Here is a 19716-nt window from a genome sequence, read left to right as displayed (position 1 = left end):
TGGAAACGCGGGCGCGGCGGGTGTAGGCTCCGCCGCATGGATCTGATGCTCTACGCCCTCAAGTTCGGCATTCTCTTCGCCGTGGCCTCCGCCGCCATCTGGGGGCTGTCGGCCTTCCGCGCCGACCGCCACGACGAGAAGACCAATCACCTGCGCGGCTGGTTCCTGGTCGCCATCATGACCGTCGCCGCCATCGCCGTGGCCTTCCTCGGCCACTTCTAGACCACCTAGACCGCCTAGAATGCCGGGTGCGTCTGTCGTTCGGGCGCCACCGGGGTGGCTGTGCCGTCGTCCGCGTCGCCGTCGAGCGGCGGCAGCACGCGCTCGGCCGGGAAGATGGCGGTGATGGCGGTGCCGACGCCCGGCGCGCTCTCCGCCTCCAGGTCGCCGCCGTGCTGCACCACCAGCGCCTTGGTCAGCGGCAGGCCGAGCCCGGTGCCCTCGTAGCGGCGGGCGAGGCGGCTGTCGACCTGGCCGAAGGGCTCCATGGCCTTGTCGAGGTCCTCCGCCGTCATGCCGATGCCGGTGTCGGCCACCCGGATGGCGAGGCGCCCGTCGTCGCGCAGGCAGGCGGCCACCGAGACGCTGCCGCCGATGTCGGTGAACTTGATGGCGTTGGACAGGAGGTTGAGCAGGATCTGCTTGATGCGCCGTTCGTCGCCCTGCAGGCGCGGCAGCCGGGGCGGCACGTCCACCAGCAGCGCGACATGGGCGCCCTCGGCGCGCTTGCGCACCATGCGCAGGCTGAGTTCGATGGCGGCGGGGACGTCGATGATCTCCTCGTCCAGATCGATGCGCCCCGCCTCGGCCTTCGACATGTCGAGGATGTCGTTGATGAGGTTCAGAAGGTGCGTTCCGCTGTCGAAGATGTCCTTGACGTATTCCTTGTAGGTGGCGTTGGCGATGGGGCCGAACAGCTCGCTCGAAATGGCTTCCGAGAAGCCGATGATGGCGTTGAGCGGCGTGCGCAGCTCGTGGCTGACGTTGGCCAGGAAGGCGGCCTTGGCGCGGTTGCCGCGCTCGGCGGCTTCCTTGGCCTCGCGCAGGATGATCTCGTTGCGCTTGCGGCTGGTGACGTCGATGTAGGTGGTCAGCGCCCCGCCGTCGGGCATGGCGGCGCGGCGCACTTCCAGAACCGTGCCGTCGGGCATGGTCCATTCCGCCCGGTCGCGCGACAGGAGGCGCAGCGCCTCAACCTTCTCGGCGACGCAGGCCTCGATGTCGCAGGCGCCGAAGGTGCCCTGGGTGGTCAGCTGGCGGATGATGGCGGCGTATTCGGTGCCCGGCCGCGCCAGGTCGAGCGGCAGGCCCAGCATGCGGCGGAACAGGCGGTTGTGGTCGACCAGCCGGGTTTCGGCGTCGAACACCGCGATGCCCTGCGGCATGTTGTCGAGAATGGTGGCGAGGCGGGCGCCCTGTTCCGCCACCTGCTGCTCGCGGCGCTTGAGCGCGGTGGCGTCGGTATAGACGCCGGCGACGTAGCCGTCGGGGGTGCGATGTTCGGAAATGAGCAGCCAGCGGCCGTCGCGCTGCATCATCTCCATGCTGCTGGCGGCGCGGCTGTGGCTGGCGCGGCGGGCGGCGAGCCAGGCGTCGCGGTCGGCGGCGGCGACCGGCACGCTGCCGCTGTCGAGCTGCAGCAGCAGCAGATCGTCGAAGGTCATGCCCGGCCGCACCTTGGCGGCGGCGGGGCCGAACAGGATGCGGTAGTTCTCGTTGAACAGCACCAGCCGGTCGTCGGGCCCCCACAGGGCGAAGCCGTCGGAGATGCAGTTGATGGCGTCCATGAGCTGGTGCTGCGCCCACTGGGCGGCGGCGCGGGCTTCCACTTCGGCGCTGACGTCGGTGGCGGTGCCGCGGAAGCCGCGGAAGACGCCCTGCTTGTCGTGCGCCGGCCGGCCGCTGATGCGCAGGTGCTTGACGCGGCCGTCGGGCAGTGCCTGGGCGATGTCGAGGTCGCGGAACGGCAGGTGGTCGCGCAGGCGCTCCAGGCGCTTGCGGGCGCCGGCGGCGTCGGGCGCCTCGTCGGCGAGGTCGAGCAGGGTGCGGCCGACGAAATGCGCCGCCTCCACCCCCATCACGTGGCGCACGCGCGGGCTGACGAAGGTGAAGCGCAGGTCGCCGTCGGTTTCCCAGAACCAGTCCGACGCCGCCTCGGCCAGATCCTTGAAGCGCTGCTGGCTGTCCTGCAGCGCCTGTTCGGCCTGCTTGGCCTCGGTGATGTCGGACCGGACCGAGACGCGGCCGCCTTCGCTGGTCACGTACTCGCGCAGCAGCACGACGCGGCCGTCGCCCAGGGTCTGTTCCAAGGGGCCGGCGGGGTTGGCGTGGGCGCGCAGGCGCTCGGCGATCCAGGCGTCGCGGCGGCCCAGGCTGTCGGTCAGCATGCCGCTGTCGGCGGCCATCTCCACCAGTTCCTGGAACGTCATGCCGGGGCGGACGGCGACGCCGTGGCGCTCGAAGGCTTCGCGGTAGCGGCGGTTGGACAGCACCAGCCGGTCGCCGGCGTCGAACAGGCAGAAGGCGTCGTTGAGGCTTTCCACCGCGTCGAGGAACTGCGCCTGGGTGCGGTTGGCGCGCGCCGTCTCGGCCTCGGCCAGTTGCTGCAGGCGGCGCAGCACCACCACCAGCAGGGCGACGGCCAGCAGGATCGCCAGCATCTGGTGGCTGACGTAGAGCCACGGCAGCAGCGCGTCCCACCCCTGCAGCAGCGGCGAGGCGAGGCCGTGCATGCCGCTGACGATGAACAGCACGCCGGCCACCTTGTGGGCGACCTCGCGGCGGCCCTCGCGGGTGACCAGGAAGGCGGCGCCGGCCACCACCTGCGGCACGCCGAGCAGGCCGAACAGCAGCGGCTCTTCCAGCGGGTGGTCGCCGTGCAGGCCGATGGAGGCGGCCGGCCACAGCAGGGCGGCGACGGCACCGGCGAGGATGGCGCGCGGGTCGATGTGGCCGCCGAGGAACCGCCACACGCCGGCGACGATGAGCAGGCCCGACGCGGCCTGCAGCGCCTCGGCCACCCACATCAGGGCGTCGGCGCCGACGAAGGGGGCGGCGAACAGGGTGCCGAAGGCCAGCGTCTGGGCCGAGAAGGCCGCCGCCCACCACGTCAGCGCCCGCGGCGCCTGCGGCAGGGCGCGCGCCAGCAGCATGGCGAAGGCGAGCACCGCCGAGCCGAGAACCGCGCCGAGCGTCGCGGTGTCGAGGGGAAGGCTCATGGTCATGGGGCGGCGGTTCCGGCGGCGGCGGACCGGAGGCGCCGCCCGGGGCGACGCATCCGCGCGGTGGAGCGGGTGTGCTTACTCGTCGTAGGCGATCAGGGCGTCGAACGGCACGTCCAGGCGCTTGCGGCCTTCCAGGAACGACAGCTCGATGATGGCGGCGACGCCGACCACCTCCGCTCCGGCCTCGCGGAACAGGTTGACGGCGGCCTGCGCGGTGCCGCCGGTGGCGAGCAGGTCGTCGCACACCACCACGCGCTGCCCCGGCTGCACGGCGTCGGCCTGGATCTCGACGGTGTCGGTGCCGTATTCGAGCGAGTATTCGTGGCGCATCACCTTGCCGGGCAGCTTGCGCGGCTTGCGCACCATGACGAATCCGAGCCCGAGCTTGAGTGCCAGCGGCGCCGCAACCAGGAATCCGCGCGACTCGATGCCCGCCAGCACGTCGGGTTGCCACACCGACACCTTCTTCGCCAGCCGGCCCATGCTCACCTGCCAAGCGTCGGGATGCGCGAGCAGCGTCGAGATGTCGTAGAAATTGATGCCGGGCTTCGGGAAGTCGGGAATCTGGCGGATATGGTCGCGGATGTCCATCGCGGGGCAGGCCTCTTTCGGCGCGAAATGGGGAAGGATCGTCGCATCCTACTCCGAACAGTCATGGGGTCAAAGACCAAGTGCCGCCGTCCGTCGCCATGGGCAGGATGATCCGATTCTGAAGCGAAATGAATCAAACGTTGCAGTCTCGTGCGCATGGCCCTAACGTTTCCGGACGGAGGAACCAAGGCCGGGACAAAAAGCATGGCCATCGTTCAAGACCCGGTCGCGTCGGAAGATGCGGCCGACCTCGACGTCGCCCGCGTGCAGGAACGCATCCAGGCGATGTACGAAGACCTCAGTCCGCAGTTGAAGCAGGCGGGCCGCTACCTGCTGGCCCATCCCGAGGAAGTGGCGCTGACGTCCATGCGCCGCCTCGCCCAGCACGCCGGCGTGAAACCGTCGACCATGGTGCGGCTGGCCCGCGCCCTCGGCTTCGACGGCTTCGAGACCATGCGCGAGCCCTACCGCGCCTGGCTGCGCGGCGGCGAGGGCGCCTATGTCGCCCGCGCCCGCACCCTGCAGGCCCGCGGCGAGGCCGGCACGGTCGATCTCGTGCGCGAGATGCTGGAGGTGGACGCCGCCGCGCTCGCCCAGATGGCGCACGACGACGACCGGGTGGCGACCCTGCTCGGCTGCCGCGAGACGCTGGTGAACGCGCGCTGCGTCTACGTGCTCGGCCTGCGCAGCATGTTCTCGCTGGCCCACTACTTCCACTATGCCTACGAGATGGCCTATCCCAACTCGACGCTGGTGCACGGCACCGCCGGCACGGTGTTCGACGGCCTGCGCGGCATCGGGCCGCAGGATGCGCTGATCTGCTTCAGCTTCCGCCCCTATGCCCGCGACACGGTGCTGGCGGCGGAAGTGGCGGCCGATGCCGGCGCCACCATCATCGCCGTCACCGACAGCGTCGTCTCGCCCATCGCGCTCCGCGCCAGGCACGTGCTGGCGGTGGAGACGGCGAGCCCGAGCTTCTTCTCCTCCATCGTGCCGGCCATGTCGGTGGTGCAGGTGCTGGTCGCCGCCGTCGTCGCCCACGGCGGCGAGGAGGCGCTGGATGCCATCAGCACCGCCGAGGAACAACTGGCGCGCTTCAACGCCTATTGGCAGGAACCCCGACGCAGACGGAAAAGCCCATGACCCGTGTGTTTCACCGCCAGCTCCATGCCGACTATCCGGTCGCCGTGGAGGGAGACGGCTGCTACATCCTCGATTCCACCGGCAAGCGCTACCTCGATGCCTCGGGCGGCGCCGCCGTCTCGTGCCTCGGGCATAGCGACCCGGCGGTGATCGAGGCCATTACGGCGCAGGTGCGCAAGCTGCCCTTCGCCCACACCGGCTTCTTCACCAACGAGCCCATGGAAGCCCTCGCCGAGGCCCTGACCGACGCGGCACCCGGGCCGCTGGATCACGTCTACTTCGTGTCCGGCGGGTCGGAGGCGGTGGAGGCGGCGCTCAAGATGGCGCGGCAGTATTTCCTGGAGATCGGCCAGCCGTCGCGCTCCCGCCTCATCGCCCGACGCCAGAGCTACCACGGCAACACGCTCGGCGCGCTCGCGGCCGGCGGCAACCAGTGGCGGCGGGCGCAGTTCGAGCCCATGCTCATCGAAGTGAGCCACGTCGCGCCGTGCTACGAGTACCGCGACCGCCGCGCCGACGAGACGGCGGAGCAGTACGGCGCCCGCCTCGCCGCCGAGCTGGAGGCCGAGATCCTGCGCCTCGGGCCGGAGACGGTGGCGGCCTTCATCGCCGAGCCGGTGGTCGGTGCCACGGCCGGCGCGTTGCCGCCGGTGCCGGGCTATTTCCGGCGCATCCGCGAGGTCTGCGACAAGTACGGCGTGCTGCTCATCCTCGACGAGGTGATGTGCGGCATGGGCCGCACCGGCAGCCTGTTCGCTTACGAGCAGGAAGGCATCGTGCCCGATCTGGTGACGGTGGCGAAGGGCCTCGGCGCCGGCTATCAGCCCATCGGCGCGGTGCTGGTGCACGACCGGCTGTACGATGCCTTCCGCGACGGCACCGGCTTCTTCCAGCACGGCCACACCTACATGGGCCACGCCACCGCCTGCGCCGCCGCGCTGGCCGTGCAGCACCGGCTGTCCGAGCCCGGCATGATGGCAGAGGTGCAGGCCAAGGGCGCGGCGGTGATGGACGCCCTGCGCGACCGCCTGGGCGACCATCCCCACGTCGGCGACATCCGCGGCCGCGGCCTGTTCCTCGGGCTGGAACTCGTCGCCGACCGGGTGAGCCGGCAGCCCTTCGACCCGGCGAAGCGTCTTCATGCGCGGCTGAAGAAGGCGGCGCTGGCGCGCGGCCTGATGATCTACCCCATGGGCGGCACCATCGACGGCCGCACCGGCGATCACGCCCTTCTCGCGCCGCCGTTCATCCTGAGCGAGGCGCAGGTCGGCGAACTGGTCGACAAGCTGGCCGCCTCGCTGACCGACGTCTTTGCCGAGGTGGCGCCATGACCAGTCCCGAGCCCGAATTCCTGATGATCTGCGTGGCGCCCAACGGTGCCCGCAAGGTGAAGTCCGACCACCCCGCCATTCCCCTGACGGCGGCGGAGATGGCCGAAGGCGCCGTGCGCTGGCGCGACGCCGGCGCCTGCATGCTCCACCTGCACGTGCGCGATGCCGAGGGCGGGCATATCCTCGACGCCGGCCTCTACCGCGAGTCCATGGCGGCGGTGCGGTCGACTGTCGGCGACGACCTGATCCTGCAGATCACCACCGAAGCGGTCGGCCGCTACACCGCGCCCGAGCAGATGGCCGTGGTGCGCGCCGTCGAGCCCGAAGCCGTGTCGCTGGCCGTGCGCGAACTGATCCCCGACGCCGACCACGAGGCGGCGGGGGAGGCCTTCCTACGCGAGCTTTACGAGCGGGAGTGCCTGGTGCAGTACATCCTCTATTCCGGCGAGGATCTCGACCGCATGCGCGATCTGCGCCGCCGCGGCGTGATTCCCGGCAACCGGATGCACGTGCTGTTCGTTCTTGGACGCTATACGCGCAATCAGGAGTCGGACCCGCGCGATGTTCTCCCCTTCGTGGAGCGGTGGGATGCGGCCCGTGACGGGCTGTGGAGCGTCTGCGCCTTCGGCCGACGCGAAGCCGCCTGCGTGCTCACCGCCGTCGGACTCGGCGGCCACGCCCGCGTCGGATTCGAGAACAACCTGCACCGCGCCGACGGATCGCTCGCCGCCGACAACGCCGATCTGGTCGCCCAGGTCGCCCAGGGCGGCCGCCTGCTGGGCCGTCGCCCGGCTACTGCGGCGCAGGCGCGAGACATGCTCCGATTGTTCCGATGACGGCGATGCAAAACCAATAAGCACCTTAGTTCGTCGGACTTTTTTGGTGGAACATCCGGCGCATCGCGCTACGATGCCGATACAACCATTCGACGGTGTCGATCGATCCGCCGACTGTTCGGGTCCCGCCCCGCGGGCTTCCGCCGCCCGCGCGGCGACCATGGGACTTCGGCCGCCGCCCGGCGGCCCTGGGGCGAGCGGTCGCGGCGCGGTCGCGGGCTCGCCCACCGTCCGGACCGGCATGCATTGCGCCGGCCTTGCCGACCAACAGTTCAAGGGAGCTTCGAAATGAAGAAATTTGGCGCCATCACCTTCGCCGCCGCCGTGGCGCTGGGCGTTTCGGCCTTCGTCGACGCCACGCCGGCCGCCGCGCAGAACCAGCAGTTCGTCACCATCGGCACGGGCGGCGTCACCGGCGTCTATTACCCGACCGGCGGCGCCATCTGCCGTCTGGTGAACAAGGACCGCAAGGACCACGGCATCCGCTGCTCCGTCGAATCCACCGGCGGTTCGGTCTACAACATCAATGCGCTGCAGCAGGGTGAGCTGGAGTTCGGCGTCGTGCAGTCCGACGTCCAGGGCCGCGCCTGGGACGGCGAGGGCGACTTCGCCGAGCCGTTCAAGGATCTGCGCGCCGTGTTCTCCATTCACGGTGAGCCGCTGCACATCGTCGCCCGCACCGATTCGGGCGTGAAGACCTTCGAGGACCTCAAGGGCAAGCGCTTCAACCTGGGCAATCCGGGCTCCGGTCAGCGCGCCACCATGGGGCTCATCCTCGAGCAGCTGGGCTGGACCACCGGCGACTTCTCGCTCGCCGCCGAGCTGAAGCCGGCCGAGCAGGCGCAGGCCCTGTGCGACAACCGCGTCGACGCCATCTCCTACACCGCCGGCGTGCCCAACGGCTCGGTCAAGGAAGCGACCACGGCCTGCGACGCGGTGCTGGTGCCCATGGAAGGCGCCTGGGCCGAGGCCTTCGTCGAGAAGTACCCGTCCTATGCCTTCACCACCATCCCCGGCGGCACCTACGACGGCACCGACGCCGACGTGACCACCCTCGGCCCCAAGGCCACCTTCGTCACCACCGCGCGGGTGTCGGACGAGGCCGTCTACAACGTGGTCAAGGCGGTGTTCGAGAACTTCGACGACTTCCGCAAGCTGCACCCGGCCTTCGCCGACCTGCAGAAGGAGCAGATGGTGGCCGATGGCCTGGCCGCCCCGCTGCACCCCGGTGCCGAGAAGTACTACAAGGAAGCCGGCCTCCTGAAGTGATCCGGCTGCCGTCGCAGTCCCAGCAGAGCGGGGGAGCCGTCACCGGCTCCCCCGTCTTGCCCTGATAGCATCGGGAAACACCGCCATGGCCGAGCACCGCCCCGACGACGATCCGACCAAGCCCCGCGCCCCCGCCGGCGCCCCGCCCCGCGAAGCCGACATCGGCAAGCCCGTCGGCGACGGCCCGGGCGAGGCCGACGAGAATTACCAGGATTTCGTCGCCGAAGCGGAAACCGGCTCGCGCGCTCCGGCCGGCGCCGCCGGCAAGCTGCTCATCGGCACGGCGCTGGCGTGGTCGCTGTTCCAGCTGTGGTACGCCTCGCCGCTGCCCTATGTGATGGGCTTCGTGCTGAATTCGACGGAAGCGCGCGCCATCCATCTGGCCTTCGCCATCTTCCTCGCCTACACCGCCTATCCGGCCCTCAAATCGAGCCCGCGCGACCGCGTGCCGGTGCTCGACTGGGTGCTCGCCGCCGTCGGCGCCGTCTGTGCCGGCTACCTGTGGTACCAGTACGAGGCGCTGTCGCAGCGCCCCGGCCTGCCGACCACCATCGACCTGGTGGTCGCCGGCGTCGGCATGATCCTGCTGCTGGAGGCGACGCGCCGCGCGCTCGGGCCGCCGCTCATGGTGGTGGCGGCGGTGTTCCTGATCTACACCTTCGGCGGGCCGTACATGCCCGACGTCATCGCCCACAGCGGGGCGTCGCTCAACAAGGCGGCGTCGCACTACTGGCTGACCACCGAGGGCGTCTATGGCGTGGCGCTCGGCGTCTCGACCAGCATGGTCTTCCTGTTCGTGCTGTTCGGGTCGCTGCTGGAGCGCGCCGGGGCCGGCAACTGGTTCATTCGCGTCGCCTTCGCCATGCTCGGCCACTTCAAGGGCGGCCCGGCCAAGGCGGCGGTGGTGTCGTCGGCGCTGACCGGCCTGATCTCGGGGTCGTCCATCGCCAACGTGGTGACCACCGGCACCTTCACCATCCCGCTCATGAAGCGCGTCGGCTTCACGCCCGAAAAGGCGGGCGCCGTCGAGGTGGCGTCGTCGACCAACGGCCAGCTGACGCCGCCCATCATGGGCGCGGCGGCCTTCCTGATGGTCGAATACGTGGGCATCAGCTACATCGAGGTGATGAAGCACGCCATCATGCCGGCGCTCATCTCCTACATCGCGCTGGTCTACATCGTGCACCTGGAGGCCGAGAAGGCCGGTCTGCGCGGCCTGCCGCGGCCGCACGCGGGATCGTGGCAGCGGGCGGTGCTGTCGGCAGTCTTCACCTTCTTCGGCCTGGTGATCCTGTCGGCCGCCGTCTACTACGGCCTCGGCTGGAGCAAGACGGTGTTCGGCGAGGCCACGGTGTGGATCGCCGGCGCCGCCCTGCTGATCGCCTATGCCGGCTTGCTGTGGGTGTCGGTGCGCGAGCCCGAACTGTCGCACGCCACCGACATCGAGGAATGCCCGCCGGTCGGCCCGACCGTGCGCGCCGGCCTCTACTACCTGCTGCCGGTGGTGGTGCTGGTGTGGTGCCTGATGGTCGAACGCATGTCGCCGGGCCTCGCGGCCTTCTGGGCCACCTGCTTCATGATCTTCATCGCGCTCACCCAGCGGCCGCTCAAGACCCTGCTCGGCAGGGCCGGCGACCTGGCGGAGGAAACCCGCACCGGCCTGCACGAGCTGTTCGAGGGCCTCGTCATGGGCGCCCGCAACATGATCGGCATCGGCGTCGCCACGGCGGCGGCGGGCATCGTGGTCGGCACGGTGACGCTGACCGGCATCGGCCTCGTCATGACCGAGTTCGTGGAGTTCATCTCCGGCGGCAACCTGATGCTGATGCTCATCTTCACCGCCTTCATCAGCCTGCTGCTCGGCATGGGGCTGCCGACGACGGCCAACTACATCGTCGTCTCGACCCTGATGGCACCGGTGATCGTGACCCTGGGCGCCGAGGCGGGCCTCGTGGTGCCGCTGATCGCGGTGCATATGTTCGTGTTCTACTTCGGCATCCTGGCCGACGACACGCCGCCGGTGGGGTTGGCGGCCTTCGCCGCGGCGGCCATAGCGAAGTCGGACCCCATCAAGACCGGCATCCAGGGCTTCGCCTACGACATCCGCACGGCGATCCTGCCGTTCCTGTTCATCTTCAACACCGACCTGCTGCTCATCGACGTGCATAGTGTCTGGCACGCGCTGATGGTCTTCGTCATCGGCGTGACCGCCATGTTCGCCTTCGCCGCCGCCACCCAGGGCTGGTTCTTCACCAAGACCAAGCTGTGGGAGACGGCGGTGCTGCTGCTGGTCGCCTTCACCCTGTTCCGCCCCGGCTACTGGATGGACATGATCTATCCGCCGACCGAGTGGGTCGGCGCCGACCGCATGGTCGAGGCGGTGGAGGGCGCGCGCCCAGACGCCGGCCTGCCGTTCCGGGTCGCCGGCATGACCATCGAGGGCGAGGAGGTGGAGCGCACCGTCGTCCTGCCGCTGGGCGGCGCCGGCTCCTTCGAGGAGCGGCTGGCCAATGCCGGCATCACGGCGACGCGGGAGGAGGACGGCAAGCTCTTCGTCGACCTGCTGGCCTTCGGCGGCCCGGCGGAACAGGCCGGGGTCGATTTCGACTTCGAGCTGCAGGCCGTGCGCCTGGATGCCGACGTGCCGCCCAAGGAACTCATGTACATTCCGGCGCTGCTGCTGCTGGGCGGGCTGGTGGCGGTACAACTCCGCCGCCGCCGCGCCGAGCAGGGCGCCGCCGCCCACGCGCCCGCTTGACCGCCGCCGCGCAAGGAGACCGACGCATGTACCACGACATCCTCGTCGCCATCGATCTCGACGATCCGAGCGACCTGCGCGCGACGCTGAAGACGGCGGCGGAGCTGAACGGCTTCGCCGGCGGCACGCTGCACGTCATGACCGTGCTGCCGAGTTTCGGCATGAGCATGGTCGGCCAGTTCTTCCCCAAGGGCTACGAGAAGGAGATGGCCGGCAAGCTGCTGGAGCGCCTGCGCCAGGAGATCCGGCCCCACCTTCCCGAGGGCATGAAGGTGCAGCACATCGTCGGCGAGGGGAACGTCTACGAGACCGTGCTGCGCATGGCGGAAAAGACCAAGGCCGACCTCATCGTCATCGGCGCCCACCGGCCGGAGTTGAAGGATTACCTGCTCGGCCCCAACGCCGCGCGGGTGGTGCGCCATGCCGACGTGAGCGTTCTCGTGGTGCGCGAGTAGCCGTCACCCGACATCTGCAGTCCGATACTCCCTGCGGCGAGTGACGCGCGTCATTGCCGCAGGGCACTTACCCGTATACAAAGAGAACAGGAAGACCTACCGTGGCGCTTTCGCAGGCGCCTGCGGTGGATGCGGCGCCATCACGTGCAGGGACGGCAAGACCGGGCCATGGCTGAACAGAAGCTTACCGCAGAAGACGTCAACCGCCTCCTGTCCGATCCCTCGGGGGAGGCGCGGTCGGAGACCGCCGACAAGCTCGCCCGCCAGTTCGGCGAGCTGGAGTTGACGGAGTCCGAGCGCCAGCTCGCGGTCGATATCTTCCGCATCATGGTGCGCGACGCCGAAGTCCGCGTGCGCCGGGCGCTGGCGGTCAACCTCAAGGAAAATCCGCTGGTGCCGCACGACGTGGCGCTCAGCCTGGCCCGCGACGTGACCCAGGTGGCGCTGCCGATCCTCGAATTCTCCACGGTGCTCAACACCGAGGACCTGGTGGAGATCGTCCGCAGCCAGGACCGCGAGAAGCAGAAGGCGGTGGCCCGCCGCGAGACCGTCGACGCCAAGGTCGCCGACGAACTGGTCGAGCGCGGCGACGTCGAGGTGGCTGCGACCCTGGCCGGCAACGAGGGCGCCGAGCTTTCGGAAAGCGCGCTGCTGCGCATCGTCGACCGCTTCGGCGACGAAGAGGCCGTGCAGAACCCGCTCGCCCACCGCGCCGTGCTGCCGGTGACCGTCGCCGAGAAGCTGGTGACGCGGGTGTCGGAAACGCTGCGCTCCCACATCCTGGAGAACCACGAGCTGCCGGCCGACGTGGCCGCCGACCTGGTGCTGCAGAGCCGCGAGCGCGCCACCATCGGCCTGTCGAGCGAAAGCACCGAGGACGAGGTCGAGCGCCTCGTCATCCAGATGCAGGACCACGGCCGCCTGACGCCTTCCATCATCCTGCGGGCGGTGTGCATGGGCGACGTGAAGTTCTGCGAATACGCCCTGGCGGTGCGGGCGGGCATTCCCATCATCAATGCCCGCCAGCTGATCCACGATGCCGGCTCGCTCGGCCTCAAGGGCATCTTCGAGAAGGCAGGCCTGCCGAAGACCTTCTACCCGGCGGTGCGGGCCGCCGTCGACGTGGCGCGGGAAACCGACTACGACGGCGAGGAAAACGACCGCGAACGCTACTCCCGCCGCATGATCGAGCGCGTGCTGACCCAGTACGGCGACCTCGGCGTCGACTTCGAGAACAGCGACCTGGAATACCTGCTCGCCAAGATGAACACCCTGCCGCCGACGCTGCACGTCGGGGCGTGAGGGGTTCGCCCTGGGTCGGCTGTGGGGCGTGCAGGACGGCAACCGGCCGTGGAGCCGTGGATGCCCGGATCAAGTCCGGGCATGACAAGGTATTGAGAGCACATAAGAAATTGTCATGGCCGGGCCCCGACCCGGCCATCCACGGCGTCACCGACGGTCGCCGTGGGTGCGGCGTTCTCCACGACCGAGGGGCGGCGATGGCGCCGCCCCTTCGCCGTCACCCCGCCTCGCGGGCCTTGGCGATTTCCTGCTTCAGGCGTTCCAGCGGCACGGCGCCGGGCAGCAGAGTGTCGCCCACCACGAAGGCCGGGGTGCCGCGGATGCCGAGGGCGCGGGCGAGGGCCATGGTGACGCCGATCTGATCGTCGACCGCCGGTGCCGCCATGTCCTTCTTCAGCTTTTCCATGTCGAGCCCGACCTTGCCGGCGATGCGGTCCACGGTCGCCTCGTCCAGCTTGCCGTCGTGGCTCATCAGCGCGTTGTGGAGGGCTTCGTACTTGCCCTGCTCGCGGCTGGCCAGCGCGGCGCGCGAGGCGTAGACGCTGGCCGGGCCGAGGATGGGGAATTCCTTCATCACCACCCGCAGGCCCTTGTCCTCGCCGATGGCCTTCAGGACCGACGGGTGGACCGCCTTGCAGTAGCCGCACTGGTAGTCGAAGAACTCCACCAGCGTCACGTCGCCGTCGGGGTTGCCGAACACCGGGCTGCCGGGGTCGCGGAAGATCTGTTCGGCGTGGGTCTTCAGGGCGTCCTGCTGCGCCTGCTCGGCGGCGGCCTGCTGCTTGGCCTCCAGCGCCTGCATGGCCTCGACCAGCACTTCCGGGTTCTCGATCAGGTACTGGCGGACGATGTCGCGCACCTGGTCGGCCTGGGCGGCGCTCAGGGCGTCGGCGGCGTGGGCGGCGGGCACGGGCGCGGCGACGGCGGCGGCCAGGGCGACGGCGGCGGCCGCGAGGGTGCGCCGCGACGGCGAAAGCAGGCGAATCATGCGGGTCTTCCGATAGGAGTGGAAAGGTTGGTTGCGGCGATGATGGCGACGCGGCGGGACCGATGCAAGGCTCAGCCGCCGCGGCGCTTCATCTCCTCCATGAGATTTTGCGCCCGCTGCTTCACGTCCTGCACCTTCAGCCAGGTAGGGTCTCCGACTTTCAGCCCCTGTTCCGCCCGACTGGCGTGGAACAGCGCCTGGCTCGGGTCGCCCTGCAGCAGCGCGCTTTCGGACATGGCGTAGGACGCCATGGTCATGTCGTTCTCCCGCCCGTAGGTGGTGCCGAGCAGCCGCCACGCGAAGCCGTTGCCGCGCTCGGTTTTCAGGGCCTCGGTCAGGTGGCTCTGGGCTTCGGGCAGGAGCGTGTCGTCCTGGGTCTCGATCAGCGCATGGGCGAGCGAGATGCGGATGAGCGGCGCGTCGGGCCGCAGGTCCACCGCCCGCCGGTAGGAGCCGATGCTGTCGGCGACGCGGCTGTTCTCCAGCAGCATCTGGCCCTTCAGTTCGTGGAAGTAGGGGTCCTGCGGGTACTGCTCGATGAGGCCGTCGATGATGGGCACGGCCTGGGCCAGCTTGCCCTGCCGGTAGTAGGCGATGGCGTGGGCGTAGCGGGCGGGGACGCTTTCGTCCGTTTCGGGATACCGCTGGAAGGTGCGGCCCGGCGTTTCGAGGAAGGCGAACAGCTTCGCCACCATGCGGTCGTGGGCGACCTGGTCCGCCGCCGTCTCCCGCACCTCGGGATAGACCGATTGTTCCACGGCGTTGCGCACCGTCGCGATGCGCTCGGTGGTCAGCGGGTGGGTGCGCACGTACGGGTCCTGCTGGCTGGTCAGCAGCAGTTCCTGGTCGCCGAGGATCTCGAAGAACTGCAGCAGGCCCGCCGCCGACTGGCCGGTGGCGTTGAGGTACTTGAGCGCCGCCTGGTCGGCCGCGCTTTCCTGGGTGCGGGTGAAGCTGAACAGGTTCTTCAGCGCCGCCTGGCCGCCGCCCATGATGACCGCCGCGCCGACGTCGCCGCGGCCGGTGCCGGCCGCCGCCGCCATGCCGAGGGCGGCGGCGATCATGGACAGCATCTGCGCCGTCTCCATCTCGTCCTTCAGGCGCACGGCATGGCCGCCGGCGATGTGGCCGATTTCGTGCGCCAGCACGCCGATCACCTGCGATGCGTTCTCGCTGCGCTTCAGCAGGCCGGTGTGGAGGTAGAGCTTGTTGCCGAGGGTGACGAAGGCGTTCAGCGACTCGTCGCGCACCAGGCTGATGCTGACCGACTCCGGGGCGACCCCCGCCGCCCGCAGCAGTGGCGCGGCCCAACCGCGGATGGTAGTTTCGATTTCCGCGTCGCGGATCAGGGACATACCCTGGGCGAACGCCGGCCGGGCAGGGCTTGCCAGGACCAGGGCGACCGCCGTAACCACGACCACTGCCAGCGAGGCGAAGCGCCTGCCGGCATTCCGCCGCCGGGCCATCGCCCGAAAGAACACGTGCTTGATCAAGGACCGACCCTCGATGTTGTCCCCTGAAGCTAGTGACCGCCCGCAGCGCCGTCAACGCAGCCGCACCGCCCGCCTGGGTGTCGCGGTCGCCACCGCCCTCGCTTTGACCGCCTGCGCCGGCGGTTCGGACGTGGAACGCGGCCAGATCGGAGCGGTGACCGGCTTCGCGGGCCTCGTCGCCGCCGACGAGCCGCACGCCGCGCTCGCCGCCCGCGATATCCTGTCGGCCGGTGGGACCGCCGCCGACGCCGCCGTCGCCGCCGCCTTCACCATGGCGGTGACGTTGCCGTCGTCGGCCGGCATCCTCGGCGGCGGCATCTGTCTGGTGCACGGGTCCGAGACCGAGAAGGTCGAGGTGCTCGAGTTCCTGCCCGGCTTCGCCCCCATCGACGGTGGCGCCCGCTTCCCGGCGGCGGTGCCCGGCCTGCCGCGCGGCCTGTTCGCCCTGCACGCCAAGTACGGCGAGCTGCGGTGGGAGAGCCTGCTCGCCCCGGCGGAACAGATGGCGCGCCTAGGCTTCCCGGCCTCGCGGGCGCTCGCCAAGGAATTCGTCGCCGGCGGTGCGGTGCTGCGCAACGACATGGAAGCCGTGCGCACCTTCGCCGACAGCGAAGGCATGTCGCCCGGCGAGGGCTCGCGCCTCGTGCAGGAGAACCTGGGCGCCTCGCTCGCTCGTATCCGCCTGCGTGGCGTCGGCGATTTCTATCAGGGCCTCATGGCGCGCGACCTGGTGGCGGCCTACCGCCGCGTCGGCTTCGCCCTGACGCTCGACTCCCTGCGCGATTACCGCCCGCGCTGGCTGGAGCCGGCCACCGCCATGCGCGGCAACGAGGTGGTCGCCGCCCCGCCGGCCGGCGTGCCGGGGACGGAGACGCTGCAGGTCTACCAGGCCGTCGCCGCCGGGGGCGCGGTGCCGCAGCAGGGTGGCCAGCCGGCGCCGGGCTCCTCCGGCCTCGTGGTGGTCGACAACGAGGGCGGGGCCGTCGCCTGCGTGCTGACCATGAACGGCCCCTTCGGCGCCGGCGGCATGGCGCCGGGCAGCGGCATGCTCATCGCCGTGCCGCCGCCGCAGCCGGGCGCGGTGCGCCAGCCCATCGGCCTTCTGATGGCCGTGAACCCCAACGTGAAGGAGTTCTACTTTGCCGGCGCCGCCGGCGGTGCCGCCGCCGCCTCGTCCATCGGCCGCATCGCCGGCCGGGCGCTGGAGCAGGGTGCCGACCTGCAGGCGGCCCTGGGCGAGGTGATCTCCGGCCGCGACGAAATCTCGGGCCTCGTCAACGCCGCCCATTGCGGCCAGGGCATTCCGCCCAACCCGTCGAGCTGCCGCGTCGTCACCGACAGCCGCTCCAGCGGCTACGGCATGGTCGTCGGGCGGGAGTGAGCGGCGTATGGCATTGAAGATCGCCCAGCGCGGCACCGTCCCCCCGTTCATCGTCATGGACGTCATGCGCGCCGCCGCCGAGCGGGAAGCCGCCGGCGGTGCGACACTCCACCTGGAGGTCGGCCAGCCCTCCACCGGCCTGCCGCGGCGGGCGGCGGAGGCGGTGCAGGCGCTGCTCGCCTCCGGCCAGCCGCTCGGCTACACGGTGGCCCTCGGCCTGCCGGAGCTGCGCAGCCGCATCGCCGGCCACTACGCCCGCACCCACGGTGTCGACGTGCCGGCGGAGCGGGTGGTGGCGACCATGGGGTCGTCGGCCGCCTTCGTGCTCGCCTTCCTGTCGGCGTTCGAGGTCGGCGACCGCGTCGGCGTCACCCAGCCGGGCTACCCCGCCTACCGCCATATCCTGAAGGCGCTCGGCATCACACCGGTGCCCGTACCCGTCGGACCCGCCACCCGCTTCCAGCCGACGGTGGAGGTGCTGGAGGGCCTGGGCGAGACGGCGGCGACGCTCGACGGTCTCATCGTCACCAGCCCGTCCAACCCGACCGGCACCGTCATGCCCGCCGACGAGCTGCGGCGGGTGGCGGCGTGGTGCGATGCCCACAAGGTGCGGCTGGTGTCAGACGAGATCTACCACGGCATCACCTACGGCATGGACGCCGAGACCGTGGCCGGCTTCGCCCCCGATGCCATCATCATCAACAGCTTTTCCAAGTACTTCTGCATGACCGGCTGGCGCCTCGGCTGGCTGGTGCTGCCCGAGGACATGGTGCGGCCGGTGGAATGCCTGGCGCAGAACCTGTTCATCAGCCCGCCGACCCTGTCGCAGCACGCCGGTATCGCCGTGTTCGACTGCGAGGACGAACTGCAGGCCAACGTCGCCCGCTACGCCCGCAACCGCGAGGTGCTGCTGCAGGGCCTGCCGGGCGCCGGCTTCGACCGTCTGGCACCTGCCGACGGCGCCTTCTACCTCTATGCCGACGTGGCGCACCTGACCAACGACAGCCTGGGCTTCTGCCGCCGCATGCTGGCCGAGACGGGGGTGGCGGCGACGCCGGGCGTCGATTTCGATGCCGTGGAGGGCGACCGTTTCGTGCGCTTCTCCTTCGCCGGCGCCACCGAGGACATGGAGAAAGCGGTCGCCGCCCTGACCGCCTGGAGGCGCTGACGTGGCGGTGGTCGCGGTGGTGGGCGCCGGCCTCATCGGTGCCAGTTGGACGGCCCTGCTGACCTGGAAGGGCCACGCGGTGCGCGTCGTCGATCCGGCGGCGGAGACGGCGGCGCGGATCGAGGCCATGCAGGCCCGCGCCTGGACGGCTCTGCGCCAGCTGGAGGCGCCGCCCGCCACGCCGGGACGCTGGCAGGTGCTGCCCCTGGCCGAGGCGGTGGCGGGCGTCGATCTGGTCATCGAGGCGGGGCCGGAGGCCCTGGCAGCCAAGCAAGCGCTGCTCGCCGACCTGGATGCGGCGGCGACGCCGGGCGTGCCCATCGCGTCGAGCACCACGGCGCATCCGCCCTCGGCCCTGCAGGAGGGGCTGGCCCACCCCGAGCGCCTGCTGGTGGCGCATCCCTTCAACCCGCCGCACCTGGTGCCGCTGGTGGAGATCGTGCCGGGTGCGGCCACCGATCCGGCGGTGACGGCGGCGGTGCGGGCCTTCTTCGACAGCCTCGGCAAGCAGACCATCCTGGTGAAGCGCGAGGCGACGGGACACGTCGCCAACCGTCTCGCCGCCGCTCTCTACCGCGAGGCGGTGCATCTGGTGGCCGAGGGCATCGCCGACGTCGAGGACGTGGACAAGGCCGTCGCCTTCGGCCCCGGCCTGCGCTGGGCGGTGATGGGGCCGCACATGCTCTATCACCTCGGCGGCGGGGCAGGGGGCCTGAAGGCCTATCTGGACCATCTGGGGCCGGCGCAGGAACGCCGCTGGGCCGACCTCGGCACCCCGGCCCTCGCCGATGCGGTGAAGGCGGCGCTGGTGGCGGGGGTGGAGGCGGAAGCCGCCGGCCGCGGCCTGCCCGAGCTGGAAGCCGAGCGCGACGCCGCCCTGGTGGCGGTGCTGAAGGCGTTGGCGACGGCGCGGGGCGGGGCTTGAAATGCTGCGCAGCTTGCGTACATAATCCATGTGGACGGCCGCCGACATCCGCATCGTCGTCACCGACGATCTTTCCGAGGACAATGCGCTGACGGTTCGCCTGTCGACGCCGGCCGGAACGCTCGCCATGCTGGCCGAGGTGCGGTTCGTGGACCGCCGCATGGTTCTTTCGGGCGTTCACACCCATGGCGAGGACATGGGGCCTCGCCAGTTCGGAATGGTGCGCCTGCGCTGGCTCGCGCAGGCCGTGATGGAGGCTGTGGACTGCGATGAAATCGTCCTTGAGGGAGCGGTTCGGACCACGGGTGCAGGTCCAGGGCGTCGACCGGGTGTCCTCCGGTTCCGCCGTGCGGATCCTGCTGCTGCCCGCGACTGACGCGCCGCCGCGGACGGTGGACGCGGCAGACGCGCTCGTGCGCCGTCACATGACCATGCGTCAGGCTCACCGCGCCATGACCGCCCTGGCCGAGACCGGCCGGGCCATCGCGGAGCTGCCCATGGTGGAGGATCGCGCGACGCTGGAGGCCGACTTGGCGGCTTGCGGCATTACCGCCGTGCCCTATCAGGCGCCGGCCCAGGTGGACGTGAAGGCCATCCGCGAGCGTACCGGCCTGAGCCAGGAGGATTTCGCCCTGCGCTTCGGGCTCGACGTCGCCACCGTGCGCAACTGGGAGCAGGGCCGTAGCAGCCCCGATACGGCGAGCCGCATCCTGCTCGCCGTCATCGCCCGCAATCCGGAAGCGGTGCAGGCCGTGCTGGCGGCGTAAGGCACCCACCCTACAGATCGGAAAAGAGAACGGGCGCCGGAGGAAACTCCGGCGCCCGTTTCGTCGTGCTCGTTCGGCACTGCCG

General features: G+C 70.4%; 17 protein-coding genes. 13 read left to right on the top strand and 4 right to left on the bottom strand.

Annotation, left to right across the window (positions count from 1 at the left end):
• Positions 1 to 36 precede the first annotated feature (36 nt).
• Positions 37 to 222, top strand: a complete 186-nt coding sequence (locus tag CRP50_RS16555) for a hypothetical protein (protein WP_097280284.1) — start codon at positions 37 to 39, stop codon at positions 220 to 222.
• A gap of 14 nt (positions 223 to 236) precedes the next feature.
• Here CRP50_RS16555 and CRP50_RS16550 read toward each other — a convergent pair whose 3' ends face one another.
• Together CRP50_RS16550 and CRP50_RS16545 are read right to left on the bottom strand one after the other, a co-directional pair.
• Positions 237 to 3224, bottom strand: coding sequence for a PAS domain-containing sensor histidine kinase (locus tag CRP50_RS16550; RefSeq protein WP_097280283.1), 2988 nt, complete (start codon positions 3222 to 3224; stop codon positions 237 to 239).
• A gap of 75 nt (positions 3225 to 3299) precedes the next feature.
• A complete protein-coding gene (locus CRP50_RS16545; RefSeq protein WP_097280282.1) occupies positions 3300 to 3815 on the bottom strand; it encodes an adenine phosphoribosyltransferase in 516 nt (171 codons plus the stop codon).
• A gap of 204 nt (positions 3816 to 4019) precedes the next feature.
• Between CRP50_RS16545 and CRP50_RS16540 the strand changes: the two genes are divergently transcribed.
• The 7 genes from CRP50_RS16540 (at position 4020) to CRP50_RS16510 (ending at position 12909) form a co-directional block, all read left to right on the top strand.
• The gene (locus CRP50_RS16540; RefSeq protein ID WP_176525220.1) at positions 4020 to 4958 is read left to right on the top strand and encodes a MurR/RpiR family transcriptional regulator; all 939 of its coding nucleotides are present in this window, start codon (positions 4020 to 4022) and stop codon (positions 4956 to 4958) included.
• Positions 4955 to 6289, top strand: coding sequence for an aspartate aminotransferase family protein (locus tag CRP50_RS16535; protein ID WP_097280280.1), 1335 nt, complete (start codon positions 4955 to 4957; stop codon positions 6287 to 6289). Before CRP50_RS16540 ends, CRP50_RS16535 begins: the two co-directional genes overlap by 4 nt.
• The gene (locus tag CRP50_RS16530; RefSeq protein WP_097280279.1) at positions 6286 to 7125 is read left to right on the top strand and encodes a 3-keto-5-aminohexanoate cleavage protein; all 840 of its coding nucleotides are present in this window, start codon (positions 6286 to 6288) and stop codon (positions 7123 to 7125) included. Before CRP50_RS16535 ends, CRP50_RS16530 begins: the two co-directional genes overlap by 4 nt.
• Positions 7126 to 7413: 288 nt before the next feature.
• Positions 7414 to 8394, top strand: coding sequence for a TAXI family TRAP transporter solute-binding subunit (locus CRP50_RS16525; RefSeq protein ID WP_097280278.1), 981 nt, complete (start codon positions 7414 to 7416; stop codon positions 8392 to 8394).
• Positions 8395 to 8479: 85 nt separating this feature from the next.
• Entirely contained in the window at positions 8480 to 11152 is a 2673-nt protein-coding gene (locus tag CRP50_RS16520; RefSeq protein ID WP_097280277.1) for a TRAP transporter permease, read from the top strand.
• A gap of 26 nt (positions 11153 to 11178) precedes the next feature.
• Positions 11179 to 11607, top strand: a complete 429-nt coding sequence (locus tag CRP50_RS16515) for a universal stress protein (RefSeq protein WP_097280276.1) — start codon at positions 11179 to 11181, stop codon at positions 11605 to 11607.
• Between the two features lie 168 nt (positions 11608 to 11775).
• Positions 11776 to 12909, top strand: a complete 1134-nt coding sequence (locus CRP50_RS16510) for a DUF2336 domain-containing protein (protein ID WP_097280275.1) — start codon at positions 11776 to 11778, stop codon at positions 12907 to 12909.
• A gap of 217 nt (positions 12910 to 13126) precedes the next feature.
• On the opposite strand, the gene CRP50_RS16505 is transcribed toward CRP50_RS16510, so the two are convergent.
• Together CRP50_RS16505 and CRP50_RS16500 are read right to left on the bottom strand one after the other, a co-directional pair.
• Positions 13127 to 13897 carry a DsbA family protein gene (locus tag CRP50_RS16505; protein WP_097280274.1) on the bottom strand — a complete coding sequence of 257 codons (771 nt, stop codon included), beginning with the start codon at positions 13895 to 13897 and terminating at the stop codon, positions 13127 to 13129.
• A gap of 71 nt (positions 13898 to 13968) precedes the next feature.
• Complete coding sequence (locus CRP50_RS16500) at positions 13969 to 15252, bottom strand: M48 family metalloprotease (RefSeq protein ID WP_245913505.1); 1284 nt, start codon at positions 15250 to 15252, stop codon at positions 13969 to 13971.
• Between the two features lie 151 nt (positions 15253 to 15403).
• On the opposite strand from CRP50_RS16500, the gene CRP50_RS16495 reads away from it, so the two are divergent.
• From CRP50_RS16495 to CRP50_RS16475, 5 genes are read left to right on the top strand one after another with little or no spacing between them, the layout of a single operon-like run.
• Positions 15404 to 16771, top strand: a complete 1368-nt coding sequence (locus CRP50_RS16495) for a gamma-glutamyltransferase (RefSeq protein ID WP_097280273.1) — start codon at positions 15404 to 15406, stop codon at positions 16769 to 16771.
• Between the two features lie 7 nt (positions 16772 to 16778).
• Entirely contained in the window at positions 16779 to 17939 is a 1161-nt protein-coding gene (locus CRP50_RS16490) for a pyridoxal phosphate-dependent aminotransferase (RefSeq protein WP_097280272.1), read from the top strand.
• A 1-nt stretch (position 17940) separates the two neighbouring features.
• Positions 17941 to 18864, top strand: coding sequence for a 3-hydroxyacyl-CoA dehydrogenase NAD-binding domain-containing protein (locus tag CRP50_RS16485; protein WP_097280271.1), 924 nt, complete (start codon positions 17941 to 17943; stop codon positions 18862 to 18864).
• A gap of 28 nt (positions 18865 to 18892) precedes the next feature.
• Positions 18893 to 19240: a hypothetical protein gene (locus tag CRP50_RS16480; RefSeq protein ID WP_097280270.1), complete on the top strand. Its 348-nt coding sequence runs from the start codon at positions 18893 to 18895 to the stop codon at positions 19238 to 19240.
• 49 nt (positions 19241 to 19289) lie between these two features.
• Positions 19290 to 19631 carry a helix-turn-helix domain-containing protein gene (locus tag CRP50_RS16475; protein ID WP_217992062.1) on the top strand — a complete coding sequence of 114 codons (342 nt, stop codon included), beginning with the start codon at positions 19290 to 19292 and terminating at the stop codon, positions 19629 to 19631.
• Positions 19632 to 19716: the final 85 nt, after the last annotated feature.

Source organism: Caenispirillum bisanense (assembly GCF_900230255.1).
In the GTDB taxonomy this organism is placed as follows: domain Bacteria; phylum Pseudomonadota; class Alphaproteobacteria; order Rhodospirillales; family Rhodospirillaceae; genus Caenispirillum; species Caenispirillum bisanense_A.
Note: the sequence above shows the minus strand (reverse complement) of the source record. Positions and strands in the feature narration are given on the sequence as shown.

What these genes read in the sequence shown, in the direction of transcription:
- CRP50_RS16480 (WP_097280270.1), top strand. Translation starts at nt 18,893, where the DNA reads ATGTGGACGGCCGCCGACATCCGCATCGTCGTCACCGACGATCTTTCC.
- CRP50_RS16525 (WP_097280278.1), top strand. Translation starts at nt 7,414, where the DNA reads ATGAAGAAATTTGGCGCCATCACCTTCGCCGCCGCCGTGGCGCTGGGC.
- CRP50_RS16555 (WP_097280284.1), top strand. Translation starts at nt 37, where the DNA reads ATGGATCTGATGCTCTACGCCCTCAAGTTCGGCATTCTCTTCGCCGTG.
- CRP50_RS16495 (WP_097280273.1), top strand. Translation starts at nt 15,404, where the DNA reads ATGTTGTCCCCTGAAGCTAGTGACCGCCCGCAGCGCCGTCAACGCAGC.
- CRP50_RS16550 (WP_097280283.1), bottom strand. Translation starts at nt 3,224, where the DNA reads ATGACCATGAGCCTTCCCCTCGACACCGCGACGCTCGGCGCGGTTCTC.
- CRP50_RS16500 (WP_245913505.1), bottom strand. Translation starts at nt 15,252, where the DNA reads ATGTCCCTGATCCGCGACGCGGAAATCGAAACTACCATCCGCGGTTGG.
- CRP50_RS16520 (WP_097280277.1), top strand. Translation starts at nt 8,480, where the DNA reads ATGGCCGAGCACCGCCCCGACGACGATCCGACCAAGCCCCGCGCCCCC.
- CRP50_RS16530 (WP_097280279.1), top strand. Translation starts at nt 6,286, where the DNA reads ATGACCAGTCCCGAGCCCGAATTCCTGATGATCTGCGTGGCGCCCAAC.
- CRP50_RS16475 (WP_217992062.1), top strand. Translation starts at nt 19,290, where the DNA reads ATGACCATGCGTCAGGCTCACCGCGCCATGACCGCCCTGGCCGAGACC.
- CRP50_RS16545 (WP_097280282.1), bottom strand. Translation starts at nt 3,815, where the DNA reads ATGGACATCCGCGACCATATCCGCCAGATTCCCGACTTCCCGAAGCCC.
- CRP50_RS16515 (WP_097280276.1), top strand. Translation starts at nt 11,179, where the DNA reads ATGTACCACGACATCCTCGTCGCCATCGATCTCGACGATCCGAGCGAC.
- CRP50_RS16535 (WP_097280280.1), top strand. Translation starts at nt 4,955, where the DNA reads ATGACCCGTGTGTTTCACCGCCAGCTCCATGCCGACTATCCGGTCGCC.
- CRP50_RS16510 (WP_097280275.1), top strand. Translation starts at nt 11,776, where the DNA reads ATGGCTGAACAGAAGCTTACCGCAGAAGACGTCAACCGCCTCCTGTCC.
- CRP50_RS16505 (WP_097280274.1), bottom strand. Translation starts at nt 13,897, where the DNA reads ATGATTCGCCTGCTTTCGCCGTCGCGGCGCACCCTCGCGGCCGCCGCC.
- CRP50_RS16540 (WP_176525220.1), top strand. Translation starts at nt 4,020, where the DNA reads ATGGCCATCGTTCAAGACCCGGTCGCGTCGGAAGATGCGGCCGACCTC.
- CRP50_RS16490 (WP_097280272.1), top strand. Translation starts at nt 16,779, where the DNA reads ATGGCATTGAAGATCGCCCAGCGCGGCACCGTCCCCCCGTTCATCGTC.